A 21,351-nucleotide genomic window follows, 5' to 3' on the forward strand; every position below is an offset into this window, starting at 1 on the left:
CATGGAACTGACGCTCGACCGGCTGACCCGGGAGTTCGGGTCCAAGATCGCCGTGGACCGCGTGAGCGCGACGCTCGCCCCCGGCGTCTACGGCCTGCTCGGCGCCAACGGCGCCGGCAAGACCACGCTCATGAGGATGGTGTGCGGGGTGCTGCGCCCCACCTCGGGCGAGGTGCGCTACGACGGCGCGCCCGTCGCGCGCATGGGCGACGCCTACCGCGCCCTCCTCGGCTACCTGCCGCAGGACTTCGGCTACTACCCCGAGTTCACGGCGCTCGACTTCATGGAGTACATGGCCGCCCTCAAGGGCCTCGGCCGGCGCGACGCGCGCGACCGCTCGCTCGCCCTCCTCGAGCGCGTGGGGCTCGGCGGCGAGGAGCGCCGCCGCATCCGGACCTTCTCCGGCGGCATGCGCCAGCGCCTGGGCATCGCGCAGGCCGTCCTCAACGACCCGGAGGTCCTCGTGCTCGACGAGCCCACGGCCGGGCTCGACCCCAAGGAGCGCGTGCGGTTCCGCAACCTCATCGCCGGCCTCGCGCGCGACAAGATCGTCCTTCTCTCCACGCACATCGTCTCGGACGTGGAGCACATCGCGGACGAGATCCTCGTGATGCGGGCGGGGTCCGTGGTGCTCTCGGGGAGGCCCGAGGAGCTCGTCTCCAAGGCCGAGGGCAGGGTCTGGGAGGCCGCCGTCCCCGCCGGGCGTGCCGAGGCGCTCGAGGCCGCGCTCACGGTGGGCAACGTCCGCCACCTCGAGGGCGGGCGGGCGCTCCTGCGCTACGTTGCCGACGAGCCCAGGGTGCCGGGCTCCGCCCCCGCCGAGCCCACGCTCGAGGACCTGTACCTGTACGTGTTCCGCGACGGCGCGACCGGGGCGGGATCGCCCCGCGCCGCCCGCGGGTCCCACTTCGAGGAGGGACGCCATGCCTAGGCTCATCCTGTTCGAGCTCAAGAAGATGCTCTCCCGCCGCGTGGCGCTCGCGGCCAACGTCGGCGTCGTCGTATTCCTCGTCGCCATCATGGCGCTCAACGTGGTCCAGACCAAGACGGCGAACGCCCGGGGCGAGATCGTCTCCGGCACCGAGGCTATCGCGCAGATGCGCGCCGACGCCGAGGAGCACGCGGGCACGATAACCGCCGAGCGCGCGGCTGCGGACATAGCCGCCTACCAGGAGACGGTCTTCTCGCGCATCGACCGCGACGCCGTGACCCAGATGACGGGCTCGGCCGTCTACGACCTCATGTTCCAGAGCTTCTCCGACGAGGAGGTCTACGAGCTCTACAACCCCTACTGGAGCTGGCTGCTGCGCCCCTGGCGGATCTCGGGCGAGGAGCCCGCGCAGACGGCCGCCCGCGTGACGCCCGAGATGGCGGCCGACTGGTACGGCGCCGCCGACGACCTGACCCAGGCGGCCCTCGACGACGGCCAGGGCGGCATGTGGGAGTACTCCGAGGCGGAGCGCGCGTACTGGACGGAGATGCGCTCCTCCGTGCCCGAGCCCATCGAATACGGCTACTCGGGCGGCTGGGGCAACGTGGTCGACTGCGCGGCCTTCCTCGTCTTCGCGATCCTGGCGGTATGCGTGACGCTTGCGCCCGCGTTCTCCTTCGAGTACCAGTCCGGCGCGGACGCGGTGGTGCTCGCCACCCGGCGCGGCCGCTCGACGCTCGTGGCGGCCAAGGTCGTGGCCGCGCTCGCCTACGCCACCGCCTACTTCGTCCTCTGCGCCGCCATCGTCGTCGGGGTCTCGCTCGCCTTCTACGGGGCGGAGGGCTTCGGGCTCTCGGTCCAGAGCATGGCGCTCTCCTCGCCCTACCCGCTCACGGCGGGGCAGGCCGCGCTCGCGTGCGTGGGGCTCATGTACGCCGCGTGCCTGGGCTTTTCGTGCCTCACGCTCGCGCTCTCGTCGCGCACCCCCTCGACGCTCGCGGTCTTCCTGACGGACGTGGTGCTCGTGCTGCTCACGGGGCTCGTCCCCTCGGCCGGCGTGGGCGCGCTCGAGCGCGTGCTTGCGCTCTTCCCGATCAACTTCGCCAACTTCAGCGTGCTCTACACGGCGCTCGAGTCCTACCCGCTCGGCCCGTTCGTGCTCGACCTCATCGGCATGGTGCTCCTCGTCTACGCAGCGCTTGCGCTCGTCTCGACCCCCGTGGCGGTGGTCTCCTTCAGGAGGCGCCAGGTGGCGTAGCCGCCCCGCCCGACTCGCCGGGGCCGCCCAGAAGACAGTCCCCACGGGCGGCCCCGGCGGCGGGGCTCACATCCAGCGGAACACCGCGCGGAACAGCCACCTGATTGCCCTCATGAGGACCCTCATCGCTCACACCCCCTCCCCGGCCGCCGAGACCGCCTCGGCGGCCTCCTCGCGCGCCGCGAGCGTGAACCCGTAGAGCGCGCACGCCTCCTCCGCGCCGAGGTCGGGCCTCGCCCGCGACACCGCGCCGTCGAGCCACAGCGCCCGCCGCAGGAGGCAGGCCCCGGGGTCGCCCTCGTAGAGGCGCTGCTCGGCGGCCGACAGCCGCCGGTCGTCGACGAGCGAGCCGCCGAGCCGCCAGTACCTGAGCCTCCCGTCCCTGCTCACGGACTCTATCGAGCGGACCTCCTCCGGCGAGGCGAGCATGAGCCGCCAGCCGCGCCTGCGCTCGGCGACGCCCCCATCGCCCGGGCCGTAGCTGTTCGCCTCGACCCAGAGCCCGTCGCTCTCCATGCGGTCGAACCTCAGGCGGTACTCCGTGGCGAGCGGCTGGCCGCGCCCCTCGCAGAGCCGCTCGAGGTCGAAGACGTCCTCGCGCCCGTCGGCGTAGCTCACCTCGACGACCATCGGCTCCCCCTCTCGCCCCTCTCTCCTCTCTCCGCGCGCCCGCGCCGGCCCGCGTCGCGCCCGCCGCCGGGCGCTGCGCCTGCCCGTCCGCCGCGCCCCGCGGGGCCCCGGCCGGGGGCGGGCTGCCGCGGGGGCCGCGGCGCGGCCTCCGGGAGGGCCACCCCCTTGCGCTCGAAGAGCTCGTGCGCGCCCCTCAGGGCCGCCGCGCCCGCGGCGTCCCCGCGGGCCTCCAGCGCCCCGGCCCGCCGCTCCAGGTCCGCCGCGCCGCGGACGCGGTATCGCTCCAGCGCGCCCACGGCCCGGGCGAGCTCGTCGAGCTCGGCGAGGTCCCCGACCTCCAGCGCGGAGCGCGCGACGCGCTCCACCTCCTCGCGGGGCAGCGCGGGCGGGGCCGACCCCGCCCAGCGGGCCTCGATGGCGGCGCGGCCGTACTCGAGCCCGAGCCCCTCTCCGCGCACCCTGCGCGAGGGCGTCCCGGCGAGCGAGTACACCCAGTCGCGCCTGCCGCCGCGCGGCGAGGCGTCTGAGAGCTCGACGCCCATGGCGGCGAGGGCCGAGCGGAACTCCCCCTCGCGGCGCGACACGGCGCGCGCCGCCTCCACCCTGCCGCGGATGTCGGCCACCCAGGAGCGCCCGCCCCTGGCGGCTATCTCGCGCTCCGCGCGCCTGACGTGGACGCGCTGAGCCGTGCGCGGCCTCCCGCGCCCCGACCCCGCGCGCTCGTTGGAGTAGCGGTGGGCGAAGCCCCGCTCCGCCTCCATGCGCTGCAGTGAGCGGTTGAGCTCGAGGGGGTCGGGCACCTGGAGGCGCCTGCCCGTCGAGAGAACGGTGTTGTTCACGACGACGTGCGCGTGGGGTATGCGCCCGGCGTTGTCGTCGTGGTAGACGACGGCCACCTCGCAGTCGGTGAACCAGCGCCTGGCCCACGCCGTCGCGAGCTCCCTGAGCTCGTCGAGCGACACGCCGTTGCGGGGGTCGGGCGAGATCACGTAGTGCTTCCAGGTCCTCGCCGCGCGCCCGCGCCAGGGCAGGTCGTTGCCCGCCGCCGCGCGCGTGGCGTCCATGGCGGCGGCCCAGTCGTAGGGGCCGTGCTCGGGCAGGCCGCCGGGGCCCTCTCCCGCGACGGGCGGGGCGAGGTTCAGGAAGTCGCGGGCGAGAGCGCGCCCGCCCCGCTCGAGGTAGCGCATGACGCCGCGCGCCGAGGTGTGGCCGGTTATCGCCTTGAGGTTCGCCACGGCCGCCCCCTAGAGGAAGAGCGCGGCGCGCCCGGTGAGCGACGCCATCTCGCGGCAGAGGCCCCCGGCCGCCCCGTTCACCGCGGAGAGCTCCGCGCGGGCGTCGCGCAGGGCCTCGGTCATGTCGCCGTAGTCGCGCGAGCCGTGCCGCAGGTGGAACGCGACGGAGTTGAGCGCGTGGACGCCCTGGTTGTAGTGGTAACCCCAGCGCCTGAGCTCCCGCGCGATGCGCAGGCACGTCGCGGTGTCCAGCACGATCGGCCCGCCCTCCGAGGCCGCGCGGGCGGCGAGCCCCGGGTCCGCCGCGGCGAGGCGCACCATGAGGCGGACGAGGTCCGACAGGTTCAGCCCCATCGCCACGGCGACCTCCTGCGCGCGCTCCTTGTCCTCCCTCGCGAGCCTGACGTACAGGCGCTCGGGGTACCTCTCCATGGGCTCCCTCCCTCTCCGTCCCAGGGGCGCGGGGGCTCCCCCGCTGCGCGCCGCGAGCGCGGCGGCGATCGCGAAGCCATCGCCGCCGGGCCCCGGCCCGATCCCGATCCGCAGCCATCGGAATCGGGCCGGGGGGCGCCCGCACGGCGCCGCGGCGCGCTGCTCCGGGCGCCGTGCGCACGGAGCAGGCTACTTGCTGACCTGGGCGCCCCGTGCGCGCGAACCCAGCGTACTTCGCGCCGCCCCGGCGCGGTACCTGACGCGATGTCAGGGGGCGGCGGGCGCGCCCGCCGCCCCCTCGCCCCCTACGCGCTGCGCCACGGGTCGCGCACGCGCCGGACCGTCTCCTCCCTCAGGAAGTTGTTGCAGTTCTCCTGCCACCCGCCGTTCCAGAAGCGCGCGACGTAGGGGACGCCCCCGACGCTGACGCCGTTCACCACGCGGCCCTCGTCCCCGAGGCCCACGACCGGGTAGGGGCGGAGCGACCCGCCGACCTCGCGCACGAACACGGTGTCGCCGGGGCGCACCTCGCCGACGGGCACCTCCTCGGCGTCGAGGTAGGCCCCGAGCCTCTGCACCTCGGGCTGCGCCCGGTTGATCTCGCGCAGCATCCCGTCGAGGTCGTACTCCCGCTGCTCCTCGAAGCCCTCCCACGGGAGGACGCGCCCGACGACGCGCCAGCCCTCGGTCACGTAGACGCCGTTGTCGTCGCCCGCGGAGAGCGCCGCCTCGTCGGTGGTGTAGGGCCACACCCCGACGCTCAGCCCCTCGCCGCCCATGTAGTTGCAGACGACCTGGCAGAGCCTCGCCCAGCCGTAGTCGTCGGTCTCGGGGGCGCGGAAGCCGCGCAGCCTGCAGTACTCGAGGAACGCCTCGACCGAGTCCCGCCCGCCGTTCCAGTGGAGGTAGACGCCTAGGTCGCGCTTCCTCGTGGTGATGACCGCCCTGTTTCCCATCTCTCGTCCCTTCTCTCGGGTTCGCGCCGGCCGAACGCAAGCGCGCTTGCCTTCGGCTTGCCTGCCGCGTGCCCGGCGCCGAGGGCGGGTCAACGAGCTGCGGGAAGGCCTCCGGCCGGTCCCTGCACCGATGCCGCGCAGCGGGATCTGTGGAGGGATCCTGCGGCGACATTGACGCGGGCGAGGCGCCGGGCACAGCCCCCGCGGCGCCTGAGCGGGCGTGGCCGTGCGGGAGACGGGGGTTCAGGGGGACCGGTCCCCCTGGCGCGGGGCGCGGGGGCGCGCAGCCCCCGCCGGGGCCCGGGCCGGACGGGCCCGGGCGGCGCCTCACCCGGCGGAGAAGGCGCACTCGGCGGTCTCGCAGTTCACCTCCTCGAGGTCGCCCTCGCCCACGAACACCGACGCCCAGCCCCCGCCCTCGGCGAGCGAGGCGGCCTCCTCGGACGCCCGCGCGACGGCGGCGGCGAGCTCGGCCGAGCCCGCGGGCGCCCTGCCCTCCTCGGACGCCCCGCCGCCCTCGCCGTCGTCCCACTCGAGCACGACGGTGAGCACGGGGAGGGCCGCCGCCCGCGCGCTCACTCGAACTCCCTCGCGGGGCGCGGCGCGAAGTGGAGGTCGCGCTCGACGAGCGAGGCGCCCCTCGAGCGGTTGAGCCCCTCCATCTCGCTCACCGAGAAGTAGCCCCACTCGGTCTCGATGCCGCGCACGAGCCCGAACGCCTCGCCGGTCTCGGGGTCGTACTCGGTCAGGTACCAGTCCCAGCCGCCCGCCGGGGTGAACAGGTGGACGGCGGCGAGCGGCGCCTCGCACTCCTCCGTCGCGCCCAGCGCGGGGATGGTCGCCGCCACCTCGTCGGGGATGAGCCTCTCCTGCATCTCGCTCTCCTCTCTCGCGTCCGCGCCCGCCGGATGCAAGCGCGCTTGCCTCCGGCCTTCCTGCCGCCGGGCCCGCGCGACCGCCGGCGTCAGCGGCCTGCGGGAAGGCCCCGGCCGGTCCCTGCACCGATGCCGCGCAGCGGGATCTGTGGAGGGATCCTGCGGGCCGTTTACGGCGGCGGGGGCGCGGGCCACAGCCCCCGCGGCGCGTGAGCGGGCGTGGCGGTGCCGGTACGGGGGTGCAGGGGGACCGGTCCCCCTGGCGCGGGGCGCGGGGGCGCGCAGCCCCCGCGGGCGAGGGCGGGCCCCGGTCGCCCGGGGCCCCACCGCTAGATGTGGCAGTCGACCACCGTCGCGGTCCAGTCGGGGTCCGCCGTGTCGAGGAACCTCCCCCTGAAGCCGCGCAGCCAGCCGAGGGCCTCCTCGTCGGTCTCGGAGCTCAGGCCCCACCAGCCCATCTCGCCCTGCTCGTGCCACTCGCCGTCCGGCGTCACGACCGCCCACGTGCTGAACGCCGACTCGAGCTCGGCGAACGTGGCGGCGTCGCCGTACCTGCGCAGGTAGAACTCCGGAGAGCGGAGGGTGAGCGGCGCCCCGTCGCCCGCGCCCTCGACCGCCTGCGCCCAGAACTCCTCCGCGGCGGCGCGGGCCGCCTCGTCGGTGCCGAAGTCGCAGTCCCCCACGCGGGCGGAGTCGTAGCGCCCCTCGGGGTAGCGCCCGCCCAGCTGCTCGGGCACCGCGCGCGAGCCGCGGGACGCCCTGAGCATGCCGCGGAACCTGCCGCCGACCTCGTACCAGTCCCAGCGGGCGTTGGGGTTCTGCCAGTAGCCGCGGCGCCCGGTCTCCTCGTCCACCTCGCACTCCTCGTCCTCGAAGAACTCCATGTACTCGCGCGGCGGCTCGCCGCAGCAGTTCTCCATGTACGGGAGCAGGAGCCCCTCGACGTCCTGCCCCTCCCCCGTCAGCACCAGAACTGAGAAGTGGCTCATGATTGCCTTCCCTTCCTCGGGTCCGCGCCCGCCGGATGCAAGCGCGCTTGCCTCCGGCCTGCCTGCCGGGAGAGCGCCGAGGAGGGGCGCGTCAAGGAGCCTGCGAAAAGGCCCCGGCCGCTCCCTCCACCGGCCCCGCGCGCGGGGGCTGTGGAGGGATTTTGCGGGCCCTTTACGCGCCGCCGACCGGCGCGACAGCCCCCGCGGCGCCTGAGCGGGCATGGGGACGCGATTGGACGGACTTCGCACGTGGAATAATCGGGCTAACACCTTTGATCGGAGGCTCAGGATGCTCTACCTCGGCGACACGAACTACAAGGGCACCGACTTCTCGTACGGCTTCGACGGGGAGCGGCTCGAGCTCGTTCCCCGGCCCGGCGAATGGGACAAGGCCCAGGCGCTCGAGCCCGGATTTCGCCAGAATGGCGTCCGGTATTTCACGGGGGAGGGGGCGCCCATCGAGTCCGACTACTTCGAGCTGAGCCCGAGCAACGCCCCCGAGAAGCTCGTCGTCTTCCCTGAGTCGGACGCCTTCGCCCCGGAACCCATTCTCTTCAGGTCCCTTCGCGTCGGGGCGAGGGCGTTTTTCGAGCTCGACCGTCGCCTCCCGGTCGTCGGCCTTCGGTTCCACTCCCCCCACCTCTCGAAGTGCTACGACGACAAGGCCGCCCTCGACATGCGGTGTGAAAGAGAGGCGGCGAGATTCTCCGTGAGCACGAAGAGGCCCAAGCCCCTCTCCTGCGACTTCACGTTCGAGGGGAGGCCGGTCAGGGCCACCCTCTTCTACATCGAGAAGATGAAGCACGGTTCCGGGGAACCTCCCCTCACCGTGGAGTCGGCCCTCGACCTCAGCTTCGGCGCCGAGGACGACTTCTCCTTCGTCTTCGACCTCGCGATGGTTGCCCGCGACTTTCTGGCCTTCTGCCTCCAGGCCTCCGGCGCGGAGTTCGACGCGGTCGAGGTCCTCGTGGAGAAGCCGGCGAACGGCTGGTACCGGGAGCGCACAGGGAAGGACCGCGTCGTCTCCCCCGGGGGGAGCCTCACGCTGAGCAAACGCCCGGTTGGGTGTGCCGGGGAGGTCAAGTATCACATCCCCCTCGGGATCGTTGACGGATTCGAGGGCGCGCTCTTCCAGAAGATCGCCGACGGGAAGCTGTCGCTCAGGCACCTCCCGTCCCCCGGCCGCGTCGGCGTCTGGGACGACGCCCGCATAATCCTCCTCGCGGCGTCGTTCGACCAGGAGGCGACCCTGCTCTACCCCGAGGGCATCCCCCACAAGGAGTCGACCATGGAGGCCCGGTCGATCGTCGTCGGCACCCTGGGGAAAGCCGAGGGGGAGGCCCGGAATAAGAAGATCAGGAAGAAGGTCATAAAGCTGGTGAAGCGGCTCACCAGGGTCGCGGAAGAGGGCGAGCCCTTCTCCTCTAGGATGGTTCAGGTCTACAAGGATCATTCCAGCTTAATCGAGGGTCTTTGCCCCTGCCTCGACTCAAGGGAGTCGTTCACCGAGCTCGCTGAGAGGATCCAGGCCCTCCGCAACTCCCTCGCGCACGGCCATCTCGAGGTCGCCTACGGCGACAGCATCGTGGACGACGTGCTGGCCCTCGAGAAGGTCGTTCTCGCCATCCAGATGCTCCGGCTCGGGCTGAAGGACGAGGACGTCGCCCGAATGGTCGATATTGCACAGAGGGGATAGCCCGCCCCTCCAGCAGGGGCCGACGGCGACCGCTGGTATCATGTCCTCAGAACAACCGCGGCCGCCGCGCCGCAGAGCAGCCGGGGGGTGGACGGATGCAGAGCCCCGTCGTCACGAACAACATAGAGACGCTCTCCTCCACGCGGGAGAACCACTACTTCGACCGCAAGAGCGCGAGGATCAAGCCGGAGGACCTCGCCCGGCACGTCGTGGCCCTCGCCAACGCGTCGGGCGGGAAGGTCGTCGTGGGCATAGAGGACGACGGGACCGTGACCGGCTTCGCCCGCCAGGGCGCCCGCGACCCCGAGCGCTTCGAGCAGTGCGCCATCACCGACTGCTCCCCGGCGCCCGACGTCTCCTGCACGCGCGTGCCCGCCACCAACGCCTCCGGCGAGGAAGACTTCGTGCTCGTCATGGACGTCGAGCCGTCGACCAACCGCGTCATCACGCGGCGCAAGGACGGCGCGGTGTTCCTGCGGCAGGGCGACCAGAGCAAGACGCTCGGCTACGAGCAGATACGCGCCCTCGAGTACGACAAGAACCAGCGCGTCTTCGAGGACGAGCTCGTCGAGGACTCCGGGATCGGGGACGTGGACCGCGAGGTCCTCGCCCGCTACAAGGAGATCCTCGGCACGGACGCCCCCGACGAGCAGGTCCTCCGCGCGAGGCGCTTCATGCGCGACGGGCGCCTCACCGTGGCGGGGCTCCTGCTCTTCGGCGAGTGCCCGGCCGCCTTCCTCCCGCAGGCGCGCGTGCGCGTGCTCCGCTTCGACGGGACCAAGATGGAGACCGGCGAGCGGCTGAACACGACCAAGGACGTCACGTTCGACGGGCCCATCCCCAAGGTCGTCGACGGGGCCTTCTCCCTCATCTCCGGGATGCTGAGGGAGTTCCAGTTCCTCGGGGACGACGGCAGGTTCCAGACCGTGCCGGAGTACCCCGAGTTCGCCTGGTTCGAGGGCCTGGTCAACGCCGTCACCCACCGCGACTACGCCTACGCGGGGGACTACATCCGGGTCTCCATGTACGACGACAGGCTCGAGATCCTGAGCCCGGGCAGGCTCCCCAACACGGTCACGCTCGACAACATGCGCGAGACGCGCTACTCGAGGAACCCCAGGATCGCACGCACCCTCGTGGAGTTCGGCTGGGTCCGGGAGCTCAACGAGGGCGTGAAGCGCATCTACACCGAGATGCAGAGGCTCCTGCTCAACGACCCGGTCTTCAGCGAGCCGGACGGGACGAAGGTCCAGCTCACGCTGGAGAACAACATCGTCGCGAGGACCCTCAGGCAGCGGGACGCCCTCGAGGACAGGATCTCACGGGAGGTCCTGGACGGCCTCGGCGAGTACGAGATCGTCGCGGTCCAGGCAGCCTACGCGAGGGGCCGCGTGACCCCGAGGGAGCTCTCCTCGCTCATCAACAGGAGCCAGCGCTCCGCCACGCGCGTGCTCAAGGGGCTCTCGAACCGAGGGGTCCTTGAATGGCACGGGACTTCGACCAACGACCCCATGCAGTACTACACAGTCGCGTAGCTTGCCCCCGGCTCTGTCGGACCTCTGTCGGACCTCCGTCGGACCTCGGCCGCCGGGGCGCCCCCTGCACGCGCCCCTCCCGGCTCGAGATCTTGTCGGACCTCTGTCGGACCTTGTCGGACCTCGGCCGCCGGCGTGCCCCACAAGTGCGCCTCCCGGCTCGAGATCTTGTCGGACCTCTGTCGGACCTTGTCGGACCTCGGGTGCCGGGGTCACCAGAGAGGCTCGTCTTGGTCCTCAGGGCTGTCGAACCTCTGTCGGACCTTGTCAGACCCGGGCGACCAGTCACACGGAGCTTGAATTCGAAGCCTTCCCAACAGATTGCATAGTCTCCCCGAGCGGCGAGCCGCGCCGGGGAGACTACGCAATATCATTCACGCGCCCTCCGCCATCACCGTGAGGCGTCCGCCCTCGAGCAGGACGGGCGCGCCGAGGCCGCTCTGGAGCTCGAGGAGCTCGCCGACCGAGGAGAGCGTGACCCTCCACTCCTCTACCCAGACGGTGCGCCCGTCGCGGACGACCTCGCGCTCGACGAGCCTCGCCCCCGGGCACGGCCGGGAGTCGGGGTCGGGGCCGACGACGGTGAGCCTCACCGGCTCGGCCCCGGCGGCAGCGGGCGCGGCGGGCGCCCCCTCGGGCTCCCCGGCGTCGTCCGCCTCCCCCGGGGCGTCGCCGGCGCCCTCGCCGCCCGTCATCAGCAGCCTGCCCATGAGGTCGGCGGCCTCGCGGTCGTTCCCGCCGATGGTGTGGGCGTAGACGTCCATCGTCATGCTCGACACCTCGTGGCCGAGGCGCCCCTGCACGCTCTTGGGGTCGATGCCGTTGCCGATCAGGAAGGTCGCCTGCGTGTGCCTCAGCTCGTGGAAGTCGTAGCCCACGTAGCGCCTCCGCTTGCGCCCGCCCTCCTCGGGCTCCTCGATCCTGCCGAGACCGTGCTCGACGAAGTAGCCGCGCTGCCACGCCGAGAAGTTGTCCGGGTCGTGGAGCCCGAAGGCGTCGTCGGAGCACACCGGGGTGTCGGGCGCCTGGGCGAGCCCCTGGACCTGCATCCTGCGGGCCTGCACCGCCCTCCAGGTCCTCAGGTAGGCGACCGTCCCGTCGTCGACGGCGATCCACCTCGACCGCTTGTTCTTGGTCTCGCGCAGCTTCTTGTCGCGCGTGTACTGGTACTTGATGTAGATGCGGCGGTTCTCGAAGTCGACGTAGCGCCACGTGAGGCCGAGCGCCTCGCCGCGCCTCACCCCGGTCGCGAGCGCGAGCCACACGGCGACGCGGCGGCCGTCGAAGCCCTCGGACCTGAGCGCCTGGCACAGCGCTATGGCCTCGTCGAGCGTGAGGGGAGTGCGCTCGGCGGAGCGCGGGCGCGACGCGTCCACGTCGCGGCACGGGTTGTGCTTGACGAGGCGCTCCTTCACGGCGAGGTCCATGACCTGGCTGAGGACGGCGTTGAGCTTGTGGACGCCGCGCTGCGACACGCCGTGGTCCTCGCGCATGCTCGAGTAGACCATGTTGAGCAGCGAGAGCGAGAGGTCCGAGACGAGGATCCCGCCGAACCAGCGCTCCACCTTCCTGAGCTCGCACTCGTCGGTCGCGTGCGTGAGGGGCGAGAGGTCCTTGAGGAGCTTGCGCTGCTCGTGCCACCTCCACCCGAGCTCGGGCACCGTCAGGTTCTCGGGGTTCGCGAACCCCTCCTCGAGCTCGCGCCGGTACTCCTCGAGCGCCCTCCTCGCGTCCGACTTCGTTCCGTGCACCGTCCTCTTGGGGGACCTCAGGTACCTCCCGGTCTCGGGGTCCCTCCCGAGGTGGTGCCTGATGCGGTAGACCTTGCCGCGCTCGATCTCCTCGATCTCGCCGCAGCCCGTCACCTTCGGCATGGCCGCCTCCCTTGTGCTCTCGGCGGCCCATGGTGTGGAAGAGGGGCCGCCTGGTTCGTCCGGAGACGCGGAGCGCCCCCTCGAGGGAGGGACGAGTCGCCCGCCCTCCCTCGCGGCGAATTCTAGCAAGGGGGGAATATGTTAGATGTAGCTAACTGATTTGGGGGGAATCGGGGGGAATCGAGCAAGGTACGCCGTTTTTCGCCGTTGCGCGAGAGATAACGAGATTGACTCAAAACCGCAGGTAGACGGTACAAAAGAAACACAATCCGATAACATGGTTATACGTCGTTGAGAGCTCGGTCTTGGGCTCATAACCCGAAGGTCGTAGGTTCAAATCCTGCCCCCGCGACCATACATGCTCAGGTCGGAGGCCTCAGGGCCTCCGACCTTTTTTGTTACGCACCGGTGGCGCGAGCGCGGCTTCGGCGCAAGCGCGGTTTCGGCGCGAACGCAGCAGTCCGCAGACCCTAGCCCTCAAACGGGACGACGCCCTCCACGGCGTCAGCCGCGGTGATGCGCGCCCCGCCGTTGTCCAGGTCGAGCAGGGCGTAGCGCCAGTTGCCCATCCCGAGCTCGCGCATGTAGGTGAGCTGCCTGAGGCCGTGGCGCGTCTCGATGCGCTCCACGAGGTCGTGGTGGTCCTGCTCGCCCATGGCGTAGACGGCGTCGATGCACGCCTGGTCAAGGGCGAGGATGTCCGTCGAGGCCATGATGCCCACGTTCGGCGTCACCACGGGAGCGGCGGCCGTGCCCTCGCAGTCGCACGACACGCTCATATTGCGCATCACGTTCACGAAGGTGATCTTCCTGCCAAAGTGGTCGCACACCGCCTTGGCGCTCTCCATCATGCGCTCCATGAACTCCTCGCGCGCGATGTCCCACATGTCCTCCGAGCCCGGCGTGGTGTGGATCTCCTTCTTCCCCACGCGCCCGTCCGCGCAGCCGATGCCGATGTTCTTGGCCGAGCCGCCAAAGCCGCCCTGCGTGTGGCCCTTGAAGTGCGTGAGCACCACGAGCGAGTCGTAGTCGGCCAGGTGGGAGCCCATGTGGACCGCGTCGAACCACTTGCCGCCCGCCACGGGGAAGGGCGTGCAGCCGTCCTCGTCCATGATGTCGACCGGCGCGAAGGTCCAGCCGTTGACGCGCAGGGTCTCGCGGTGCTGCCCGGTGGTGTAGCGGTCGCCCTCGTAGTAGGTGTTGGTCTCCACGATGGCGGCGCCGGGCAGGTCGGCGGCCATGAGCTCGGCCACCCAGTCGCGCGGGAGGATGTTGGGGCCGTGCTGCTCGCCAGTATGGAGCTTCACGCCCACCTTGCCGGAGATGTTGCCGCTCACCTGCTCGTAGGCGCGGCGCAGGCCGGCCGCGGAGAGGTCGCGCGTGAAGTAGACGATCGACTCGTTGCCGTCACGGTCCTCGTAGGGAACGTACACGTCTCCGCCGGTTCCGGGAACGGGGTTCTTCTCGGCCATGCTGCCTCCTTGTCCGCGGGCTTTCCCTGTGCTCATTGTACCCTTTAGAGACGCGACGTCACTTGTTTTTCTTGTCCCGGCGGCGGTCGTGGCGTACCATTGATAACTCGAAATTCTTGCGAATCGGCAGGAGAAGCGCCATGGCAGACGATACCCTCAACGCCTCGAACGACACCCAGCGAGAAGACCCCGTCTTCCAGGCGGAGCAGGCTCACCTCAGCGAGCTCTACGCCAAGCTGAGGGAGATCCGCGACGACCTCACGTCCACGCTTGACGCCATGCACGTCACCTCGGTCAAGGACCTCATCGAGATGAGCGAGGAGGTCAACGTCGACGTCCTGGACGTGGACGACCCCAACTACGACGACCTCGCCGAGGCGGCCGCCTCCATCGAGGCCCTGAACTCCATCATCGACGCCTACAACCAGCACCATGACGCCAACGTGGACAAGCTGCGCCGCGTGATGATGCTCCTGCTGCAGCCCTACTTCGCCAAGGTCACGCTTGAGATGCGCCCCGGCCGGCCGCCGCGCGACGTCTACATCGGTACCGCCGGCATGACCGACGAGCACAGCCGCCCGCTCGTGGTGGACTGGCGCAGCCCCGTGGCCGAGACCTACTACAACCAGGAGATGGGCCCCACCAGCTACGAGGCCGCGGGTAAGCGGCGCACCGTCAACCTCCTGCTGCGCCGCCAGTTCGACATCGTGGGCGACCGGCTCAACTCCTACTTCGACACCACGGTGGCGATCCAGGACTCGCTGCTGCTCGGCGCGCTCAAGAAGCACCACTCGGAGAAGCTCAAGGCCATCACGGCCACCATCCAGCGCGAGCAGAACGAGGTGGTCCGCCACGAGGACGTCCCCGTGCTGCTGGTGAACGGCATCGCGGGCTCGGGCAAGACGAGCGTGCTGCTGCAGCGCATCGCGTACCTGCTCTACCGCGAGCGCAAGACCCTGCGCCCGGACCAGGTGTGGCTCTTCACGCCCAACAGCGTCTTTGAGAGCTACATCGACACCGTGCTGCCCTCGATGGGCGAGGCCAACCCGCAGACGTTCACGTGGCGCGCCTTTGTGAGCGAGCAGGGCGCCGGCGAGAGGGACCTCGGCCTGTCCACCTCCCCCGAGACGCTGCGCCGTATGGAGCGCGCGGCCCACGGGCTCGTAATCGAGCCGGACGACCTGCGCGAGATTCGTTTTGACGGCGAGGTGCTGCTCAAGCAGGGGCAGGTCAAGGGCGCCGTAGAGAAGTACGCCGACTTCGAGGTGGGCCCGCGCTTCACGGCGCTCGTCAAGGAGGAGCTGCACGACCGGCTCAACCGCCGCCTCGCCCAGATGGCCAAGAGCGAGGAGCTCCAGGAGGAGCTGCTCGAGATGGACGTGGAGCAGCAGGTGGAGGTCTTCGGCGAGACGATCTCCCCGGACGACGACAATGAGACGCTCGAGTACGCACGGCGCTACGTGGAGGCGCGCTATGCCGGCGCCCACGACGAGATCGAGCGCCTGGCGTGGCTGCGACTCGACCGCATCGGCATGCGCCTCCTCGGCCAGGGCGCGCTCTCGGCCACCGAGTGGCTGTGGCTGCGGCTGCTCTTCACCGGCGTGGGCAGCCGTGACGCGCGCTACGTCATGGTCGACGAGGTGCAGGACTACACCGAGGCCCAGCTCATGGTACTTGCACGGTTCTTCTCGCGCGCTCACTTCCTGCTGCTGGGAGACGAGCACCAGGCCATCTACGAGGGGACGGCGAGCTTTGCGCAGATCGCCGACATCTTCCGCACCACGCACGGCAGCGTGGACGAGTGCCGCCTGCTCACGAGCTACCGCTCCTCCCCGGAGATCACGGCGCTCTTCACCGGGCTCCTGGATCCGGACGAGCAGCTGCGCCTGACCTCGGTGCAGCGCGCCGGCGTGGAGCCCGTGATCCGCTCATTCGACGACCGCGACGACTACCTCACGGCGCTGCGGGCGGCCGTGGCCGACCCGGGCGAGGGCCTCACGGCCGTGGTGGCCGAGAGCGACGCACGCGTGAACTGGCTCTCCAAGCAGCTCGGCGACGCGGCCCCCGTGGTGCGCGGCGACAAGAACCTACCGGCCAGCGGCGTGATCCTGCTGCCGCTGCGCACGGCCAAGGGCCTCGAGTTCGACCACGTGATCGTGCCCGACGCCCAGGCCGAGGTCTACCCGGACACCCCGCTCGCGCGCCGGCGCCTCTACACCGCGCTCTCCCGCGCCATGCACCGCGTGACCGTCCTCGCGCAGGGCGAGCTCACCCCGCTGCTGGCGGAGCGGTAGCGAGGGCGGGGAGCCGGGGCAGGAGGTTCTTCTCGCCGGCGTTGTTGTGCGAGACTTGTTGCGGGTGCGCCCTGGATTGCCTTGCGTCCCGCGGCGGCCCGTCACGACCGGCTCCGCGGGTATACTGCGGGAAAGGGAGACGACCGAGGGGAGACCCGCATGTTCAGCCCCTTCCACGACGAGCAGGGCACGCCCAAGACGCTTGCGGACGTCGCGTTTGCCGACCTCGCCCAGCTGCGCGAGCTCGAGGAGGGCTTTGCCCTCGAGTTCAAGCAGACCTTCTCGGCCAGCGTGAGGCGCAAGATCCCCAAGATCGTGGCGTCGTTTGCCAACTCGCGCGGCGGCTGGCTCGTGATCGGTCTGTCCGATGCCGAGAAGGACGTCTGCCCGGTGCCGCGCCCCGTCGCCGACGTGAGTCAGACCATCGGCGAGCTCTGCCGGCGCCACGTCTCCCCCGCCCCGCGCTTCGACGCGCGCTTCCTTTCCGACCCCACCACACCTGAACAGGGCGTCATTCTGGTTCAGGTCTACGAGGGGGACTTCCCGCCCTACGTGGCGGACGGCGTGGTGGAGATTCGCGAGGGCTCCACGTCCGGCCCCGCGGCGGGGACCGCCCTCGTCGACCTCTACGACAAGGCCACGCGCCGCCGGCTTGAGGTGCGCGCCTTCTGCCGGCGCACCGTCCACTACCCGATGGCCGCGGCCTCCCCCGGCGAGCTGCCGCTCTTCAACCTCTACCTCTTCCGCATGGGTCGCGAGGCCGAGGACGCCCATGCCCGCGAGCACACCAACGCCTGCGCGGCGGCCATGCGCGAGGCGTTCTCCCAGCAGGGGCTTTCCTGCCGCGTGCAGCACGCCCACGACAGCCTGGTCTTCCGCATGCCCGCGCGCAACGAGACGGTGGTGCCGCACTCGGCCATCGAGCTCTTTGACGACGAGTCCATGAAGCTCTCCGTGCCCGCCGTCCTGCTTGAGGGGGACGAGCGCGACCGCGCGCTGGACACGATGACGCAGCGCGCGCTCTTTCCGCCAGCCGAGGGCGCGCGCCTCATCGACGCGCCGGCCACGATGCGCCGCGTGACGCGGATGGCCTCCCTGCTCGACCGCTATGTGCGCGTCCGGGGGATCCCGTGGACGGAGTACGCCGTTGCCTACGAGCTGGAGAACATGGCCGGCGTGACCCTCTGGTCAGACGACGAGACCTACCTCGCCTACGCCGAGCGCCACGGGGTCCTCTACTGCGCCACCACCGACTGCCTCTCGCGCGTGCGCTACCTCGACGACGGCGCGCACGACACGTTCCGCGCGCGGCAGTTTGCCGGCAGCCACTTCTTCGAGGCCTGCGGGCTGCCCCTCGGCTCGCCCGATCCAGAGGACAATCGCCTCGTCGACGCCCTGCTGCACACGTAGGGGCCGTCGCCGGCAACGCGGCCGGGCTTCGGTGCAGGCTTCAGGTGCACCCTGCTGGTGCGCTCCGCTGGCGCGCTCTGCTGGCGCGCCATATCAGCCGCCCCCGGTCAGCCCGGTCGGCCCCGGCTGACCCCGGCCGACCCCGGCCGGCCCACAAGTGCACCCGCTACGTGCACCGCTTGGCACGACCCGCAGCCACATCTCGTAGGTGCACCAGCTAAGTGCACCGCCGACGCGTCTTTCGGGTACACCTGACGGCCATTCGCCAAGTGCACCCGCTAAGTGCACTGCGAGGTCAGTGCACTTGAAGGTATTTCTCGCCAAATCGGTGCACTTGAGCGATAAATCGCCTCCTCCCGGGTGCACTTGAGGAGTGCACCTGACAGATGGGTGCACTTGATGAGTGCACCCAGCGGACAGGCGCGCACGAGGAGTGCACTTGGTGAGTGCGCATGGCAGATGGGTGCACCTGACGGGTACACCCAACGTACGGGCGTGCCCGGCGGGTGCACTTGATAGAGGCGCACGGCGAGCGGGTGCACTTGACGGAGGCACCTCGGCCCGGGAGCACTTGATGGGACGTCACGGCAGCCGAACGCACGCCGCAAAAGACCTGGCGAGAAGAACCTGCGGCCCGCCACCCCGCGCACAAAGAAACCGGCCCGCGCGCGGCGGGCCGGTCCCGGGAGGAAGGTCAGCGTCGTAGCGCGCAGCTTCCGGCGCGTTACTTCTTGTCAGCGGCCTGGCCCTTCTTGGCCTCGGCGGCATCGATCTCCTTGTTGCGACGCGACCCGAGGTAGCAGCGCGCGCCGAGCGCGGCGGCGCCCACGAGCATGACGGCGCTCGCGCCCCAGACACCGTACTGCCACGGCGACGGCGAGGTGCTGATGGTGGAGCCGGGGGCCATGCCCTGCATCGCGTTGGAGTTCACCACGGTGTAGAGCACGCGGTGGGACGCCTCGCGCAGGCGCGCGACGACGCTCGCCTCGTTGGTGCCCTGGAACGCGGGCGTCATGGCAGCGTAGGTGAGGTGCATGTCCGTGCCGCCGTCGAGGCCCCAGTTCTTGTCCATGTAGCCGTAGAGGTTGAAGTCCGTGATGATGCAGCCCGTGAAGCCCCACTCGCCGCGCGGGATCTCCGTGCAGAGGGCGTGGTTGCCGCCGGACCACTGGGAGCCCACGTAGTTGAAGGAGCTCATGAGCGCGGTGCAGCCCGGCATGGTGACCGTCTCGACGGTGCCCTGGTCGTCGGCGATGTACTTCATCTCGTTCGAGGACTCCTTGATGGTGATCTCGAACGGGCGCAGGTAGATCTCGCGCGCGGTCTGCTCGGTCGCCCAGGTGCAGAGGTGCTGGACGCGGTAGGACTCCTGGTCGTTGAGCGCGTAGTGCTTGACCATCGCGTAGACGCCGTTGCTCGCCGCGCCGGAGACCACCGCGGCGCCGATCTTACCGGCGAGCAGCGGGTCCTCGGAGTAGTACTCGAAGTTGCGGCCGGCAAACGGGCTGCGGTGCGTGTTCATGGCAGGCGCGTACCAGCCGTTGTAGCCGGACGCGAGCGCCTCCTGACCAACCATCTGGCCGGTGCGGTACATGAGCTCGGTGTTCCAGGTCTGGGCCATGATGAACTCGGAGCAGTACGCGCAGTTGCCGGTGGCGCCGGTGAGCGAGGTGAAGCCGGCCGGGCCGTCAGGCTCGGAGGTGGCGGGCTTGCCGATGTGCGCGATGGCGGGCGTGTTGTAGGCGCAGTCGTTAAGCATCGTGGTCATGTCGTCCACGGTCAGCTCGTCGAGCAGCTGATCCCACATCTCGTCGTCAAAGGCCTTGCCGCGCAGGTCGATGAGGGAGATCCCGTTATCGGCGCCGGTGGTGGGCATGGGCTCGTCGCCAAGGTGGTCGGCGTAGTTGTACTCTGCGAGCGTGATGCCGCAGTCGGCCGTGGTCTTGTCCTCGGCCGGCTCGGGCCAGCTGCCCGCGAAGTTCTCGCGCGTGAAGTGCCCGCAGTTGGCCTCCATGTACTCGTCCATGTCCGCGAAGCGCGCGGCAAGCTCGTTGCCGGTGGCGGAGTCGGTGGTGTAGACCTGCTCCTCCAGGGTCACGGCCTGCTCGGCAATGACGTTGTGGGAGTCGGAGCGCAGGGAGATCACGTAGTCGCCCGCGTCGAGGACGTAGCCGCCCTGCTCGGAGCTCCAGGACGCCATCTCGCGCACGGGGAAGGAGAGCTCGACGGTCTCGGAGGCACCCGGCTCAAGCAGCTGCGTCTTGCCGAAGGCGCCCAGGACCACGGCGCTCTTCTCGATGCCGCCCGGGGTGTAGGGCGCGGAGTAGTAGAGCTCCACGACGCACTTGCCGGCCACGGAGCCGGTGTTGGTCACGGTGACCGAGGCATTCACGGAGTCGTCCACGACCTCGCAGGAGTCAAGCGTCTGGTCGAAGGTGGTATAGCTGAGGCCGTAGCCAAACGGGTAGACGACCGCCTCGTCGTAGTTGAAGCCGGAGTAGTTGCCCGCCTCGGCCTCGGCCGCCGCCGTCTCGTAGAAGCGGTAGCCGTAGTAGATGCCCTCCTTGTACTCCACGAAGTACGCCGTACCGTTGGAGGGGGTGCTGGTGTAGTTGGTGGGATAGTAGTCGGAGACGTCGGTGTACTGCTTGCCGCCAAAGTTGCCGAACGTGGGGTCGGCCGTGAAGTCTGCGGCCCAGATGTCGGTGGTCTTGCCGGACGGGTTGACGGCACCGGTGAGGACCTGGCCCACGGCGGCCGCACCGGAGGCGCCGAGCGAGCCGATGCTCAGGATGGCGTCGACCGCGAGGTCACCGGACATGAGCGGGCCCATCTCCATCGGCGTGGAGCCGTTGTAGAGCACGATGACCTTGTCGCAGGCCGCCTTGGCAGCTGAGATGAGGTCGCGCTCCTCCTTGGAGAGCTCGAGCTCGTGCTGGCCCTCGACGTAGTTGGCGGTCTCGTCGTTGGCCGTGAAGTTCTCAGACACGCCCGAGTTCACGTCGCCGATGAGGTCACGGCTGAGGTCGCCGCCCTCGCCGCCGCCACGCCCGATGACCACGAGGGCCGTGGTGCCCGAGATCGAGTTCTTGGCCTCGTCGCTGTAGGCGTCCCAGGGAATCTCGCCGATGTAGTAGCTTGCCGTGGAGGGGCTGTCCATCGTGATGTTGGCCTTGGGGTAGTTGGAGTAGTTCTCCGCGATCCAGTTGTAGGCCGTGTCGTTGACCACAAGGCCGGCTCCCGCGACGCCGTCATAGAGCGTGGTGCAGTCGTTGGGGTCGACGGTGCCGGAGCCCGCGCCGCCGTAGACGGGGTCTGCGGCATAGCGGCCGATTAGCGAGACCTCGGTGCCCGAGGCCAGCGGCAGGGCGTTGTTGTCGTTCTTGAGCAGGACGATGCCCTCGCCCTCGATCTCGATGACGATGTTCTTGGCGTCCTCGGCCGCGGCTCCCTTGCCTCGATACTGCCGGTCATAGTAGGCCGTGTCCCAGTTCTCGGAACCAGGCGCGTTGGTGATGGTGGTCGTGCCGGCACCGACGTAGTGGTCCAGGGCGGACTTGAACATGTTGGTGCCCACGTTGGCGGCAACGGTCACGCCCACGAGCGCGCCGGCCCCCACGCCGCTTGCCACGAAGGCGCGCCGCGACATCTTCTTGGGCTGCTTCTTTGGCTTCTTATCAGCCATACTGACTCCTTCTGGTTGGTGCTTCGACCCTCTCATCTAACGAGAAGGACCGTGTGTGAGGAGCGCTTTTCTCGCAACC

The 21,351-nt window shown here is 70.3% G+C and carries 16 protein-coding genes; 6 read left to right on the forward strand and 10 right to left on the reverse strand.

All coding sequences use genetic code 11. The features are described from left to right. Nucleotide 1 precedes the first annotated feature (1 nt). Together H9X80_RS03165 and H9X80_RS03170 are read left to right on the forward strand one after the other, a co-directional pair. Complete coding sequence (locus H9X80_RS03165) at nt 2-931, forward strand: ABC transporter ATP-binding protein (protein ID WP_204792907.1); 930 nt, start codon at nt 2-4, stop codon at nt 929-931. Then, nucleotides 924-2,189, forward strand: coding sequence for an ABC transporter permease (locus H9X80_RS03170; RefSeq protein ID WP_204792908.1), 1,266 nt, complete (start codon nt 924-926; stop codon nt 2,187-2,189). The genes H9X80_RS03165 and H9X80_RS03170 overlap by 8 nt, the downstream gene beginning before the upstream one ends. Before the next feature lie 129 nt (nt 2,190-2,318). Here H9X80_RS03170 and H9X80_RS03175 read toward each other — a convergent pair whose 3' ends face one another. From H9X80_RS03175 to H9X80_RS03205, 7 genes are all read right to left on the reverse strand, one after another. Next, on the reverse strand, nt 2,319-2,819 hold the full coding sequence (locus tag H9X80_RS03175; protein WP_204792909.1) for a hypothetical protein: 501 nt from the start codon (nt 2,817-2,819) through the stop codon (nt 2,319-2,321). Next, entirely contained in the window at nt 2,804-4,054 is a 1,251-nt protein-coding gene (locus H9X80_RS03180; protein ID WP_204792910.1) for a relaxase/mobilization nuclease domain-containing protein, read from the reverse strand. The genes H9X80_RS03175 and H9X80_RS03180 overlap by 16 nt, the downstream gene beginning before the upstream one ends. Nucleotides 4,055-4,063: 9 nt before the next feature. Further along, nucleotides 4,064-4,486, reverse strand: a complete 423-nt coding sequence (locus H9X80_RS03185; RefSeq protein WP_204792911.1) for a hypothetical protein — start codon at nt 4,484-4,486, stop codon at nt 4,064-4,066. 305 nt (nt 4,487-4,791) lie between these two features. After that, nucleotides 4,792-5,442 (reverse strand): hypothetical protein, encoded by a 651-nt coding sequence (locus tag H9X80_RS03190; RefSeq protein WP_204792912.1) that lies wholly within the window; start codon nt 5,440-5,442, stop codon nt 4,792-4,794. Between the two features lie 327 nt (nt 5,443-5,769). Beyond that, complete coding sequence (locus H9X80_RS03195; protein WP_204792913.1) at nt 5,770-6,021, reverse strand: hypothetical protein; 252 nt, start codon at nt 6,019-6,021, stop codon at nt 5,770-5,772. Beyond that, complete coding sequence (locus H9X80_RS03200; protein WP_204792914.1) at nt 6,018-6,317, reverse strand: DUF2958 domain-containing protein; 300 nt, start codon at nt 6,315-6,317, stop codon at nt 6,018-6,020. The genes H9X80_RS03195 and H9X80_RS03200 overlap by 4 nt, the downstream gene beginning before the upstream one ends. Nucleotides 6,318-6,646: 329 nt before the next feature. Next, the gene (locus tag H9X80_RS03205) at nt 6,647-7,306 is read right to left on the reverse strand and encodes a hypothetical protein (protein WP_204792915.1); all 660 of its coding nucleotides are present in this window, start codon (nt 7,304-7,306) and stop codon (nt 6,647-6,649) included. A 289-nt stretch (nt 7,307-7,595) separates the two neighbouring features. Here H9X80_RS03205 and H9X80_RS03210 point away from each other — a divergent pair, with 289 nt between their 5' ends. Then, on the forward strand, nt 7,596-9,002 hold the full coding sequence (locus H9X80_RS03210) for a hypothetical protein (protein ID WP_204792916.1): 1,407 nt from the start codon (nt 7,596-7,598) through the stop codon (nt 9,000-9,002). A gap of 95 nt (nt 9,003-9,097) precedes the next feature. Further along, nucleotides 9,098-10,537: an ATP-binding protein gene (locus H9X80_RS09055; RefSeq protein WP_239471534.1), complete on the forward strand. Its 1,440-nt coding sequence runs from the start codon at nt 9,098-9,100 to the stop codon at nt 10,535-10,537. 374 nt (nt 10,538-10,911) lie between these two features. Here H9X80_RS09055 and H9X80_RS03225 read toward each other — a convergent pair whose 3' ends face one another. Both H9X80_RS03225 and H9X80_RS03230 read right to left on the reverse strand, forming a co-directional pair. After that, entirely contained in the window at nt 10,912-12,411 is a 1,500-nt protein-coding gene (locus H9X80_RS03225) for a tyrosine-type recombinase/integrase (protein WP_204792917.1), read from the reverse strand. 470 nt (nt 12,412-12,881) lie between these two features. Then, a complete protein-coding gene (locus tag H9X80_RS03230) occupies nt 12,882-13,883 on the reverse strand; it encodes a DUF362 domain-containing protein (RefSeq protein WP_204792918.1) in 1,002 nt (333 codons plus the stop codon). A 140-nt stretch (nt 13,884-14,023) separates the two neighbouring features. Between H9X80_RS03230 and H9X80_RS03235 the strand changes: the two genes are divergently transcribed. Both H9X80_RS03235 and H9X80_RS03240 read left to right on the forward strand, forming a co-directional pair. Then, a complete protein-coding gene (locus tag H9X80_RS03235; protein ID WP_204792919.1) occupies nt 14,024-16,177 on the forward strand; it encodes a HelD family protein in 2,154 nt (717 codons plus the stop codon). Between the two features lie 159 nt (nt 16,178-16,336). Continuing rightward, nucleotides 16,337-17,587: an ATP-binding protein gene (locus H9X80_RS03240; RefSeq protein ID WP_204792920.1), complete on the forward strand. Its 1,251-nt coding sequence runs from the start codon at nt 16,337-16,339 to the stop codon at nt 17,585-17,587. A 724-nt stretch (nt 17,588-18,311) separates the two neighbouring features. Here the strand turns inward: H9X80_RS03240 and H9X80_RS03245 are convergent. Further along, entirely contained in the window at nt 18,312-21,272 is a 2,961-nt protein-coding gene (locus H9X80_RS03245; RefSeq protein WP_204792921.1) for a glycoside hydrolase family 3 protein, read from the reverse strand. Nucleotides 21,273-21,351 lie beyond the last annotated feature (79 nt).

Source organism: Olsenella profusa, assembly GCF_016900315.1.
Lineage (GTDB): Bacteria > Actinomycetota > Coriobacteriia > Coriobacteriales > Atopobiaceae > Thermophilibacter > Thermophilibacter profusus_A.

What these genes read in the sequence shown, in the direction of transcription:
- H9X80_RS03165 (WP_204792907.1), top strand. Translation starts at nt 2, where the DNA reads ATGGAACTGACGCTCGACCGGCTGACCCGGGAGTTCGGGTCCAAGATC.
- H9X80_RS03170 (WP_204792908.1), top strand. Translation starts at nt 924, where the DNA reads ATGCCTAGGCTCATCCTGTTCGAGCTCAAGAAGATGCTCTCCCGCCGC.
- H9X80_RS03175 (WP_204792909.1), bottom strand. Translation starts at nt 2,819, where the DNA reads ATGGTCGTCGAGGTGAGCTACGCCGACGGGCGCGAGGACGTCTTCGAC.
- H9X80_RS03185 (WP_204792911.1), bottom strand. Translation starts at nt 4,486, where the DNA reads ATGGAGAGGTACCCCGAGCGCCTGTACGTCAGGCTCGCGAGGGAGGAC.
- H9X80_RS03190 (WP_204792912.1), bottom strand. Translation starts at nt 5,442, where the DNA reads ATGGGAAACAGGGCGGTCATCACCACGAGGAAGCGCGACCTAGGCGTC.
- H9X80_RS03200 (WP_204792914.1), bottom strand. Translation starts at nt 6,317, where the DNA reads ATGCAGGAGAGGCTCATCCCCGACGAGGTGGCGGCGACCATCCCCGCG.
- H9X80_RS03205 (WP_204792915.1), bottom strand. Translation starts at nt 7,306, where the DNA reads ATGAGCCACTTCTCAGTTCTGGTGCTGACGGGGGAGGGGCAGGACGTC.
- H9X80_RS03210 (WP_204792916.1), top strand. Translation starts at nt 7,596, where the DNA reads ATGCTCTACCTCGGCGACACGAACTACAAGGGCACCGACTTCTCGTAC.
- H9X80_RS09055 (WP_239471534.1), top strand. Translation starts at nt 9,098, where the DNA reads ATGCAGAGCCCCGTCGTCACGAACAACATAGAGACGCTCTCCTCCACG.
- H9X80_RS03225 (WP_204792917.1), bottom strand. Translation starts at nt 12,411, where the DNA reads ATGCCGAAGGTGACGGGCTGCGGCGAGATCGAGGAGATCGAGCGCGGC.
- H9X80_RS03230 (WP_204792918.1), bottom strand. Translation starts at nt 13,883, where the DNA reads ATGGCCGAGAAGAACCCCGTTCCCGGAACCGGCGGAGACGTGTACGTT.
- H9X80_RS03235 (WP_204792919.1), top strand. Translation starts at nt 14,024, where the DNA reads ATGGCAGACGATACCCTCAACGCCTCGAACGACACCCAGCGAGAAGAC.
- H9X80_RS03240 (WP_204792920.1), top strand. Translation starts at nt 16,337, where the DNA reads ATGTTCAGCCCCTTCCACGACGAGCAGGGCACGCCCAAGACGCTTGCG.
- H9X80_RS03245 (WP_204792921.1), bottom strand. Translation starts at nt 21,272, where the DNA reads ATGGCTGATAAGAAGCCAAAGAAGCAGCCCAAGAAGATGTCGCGGCGC.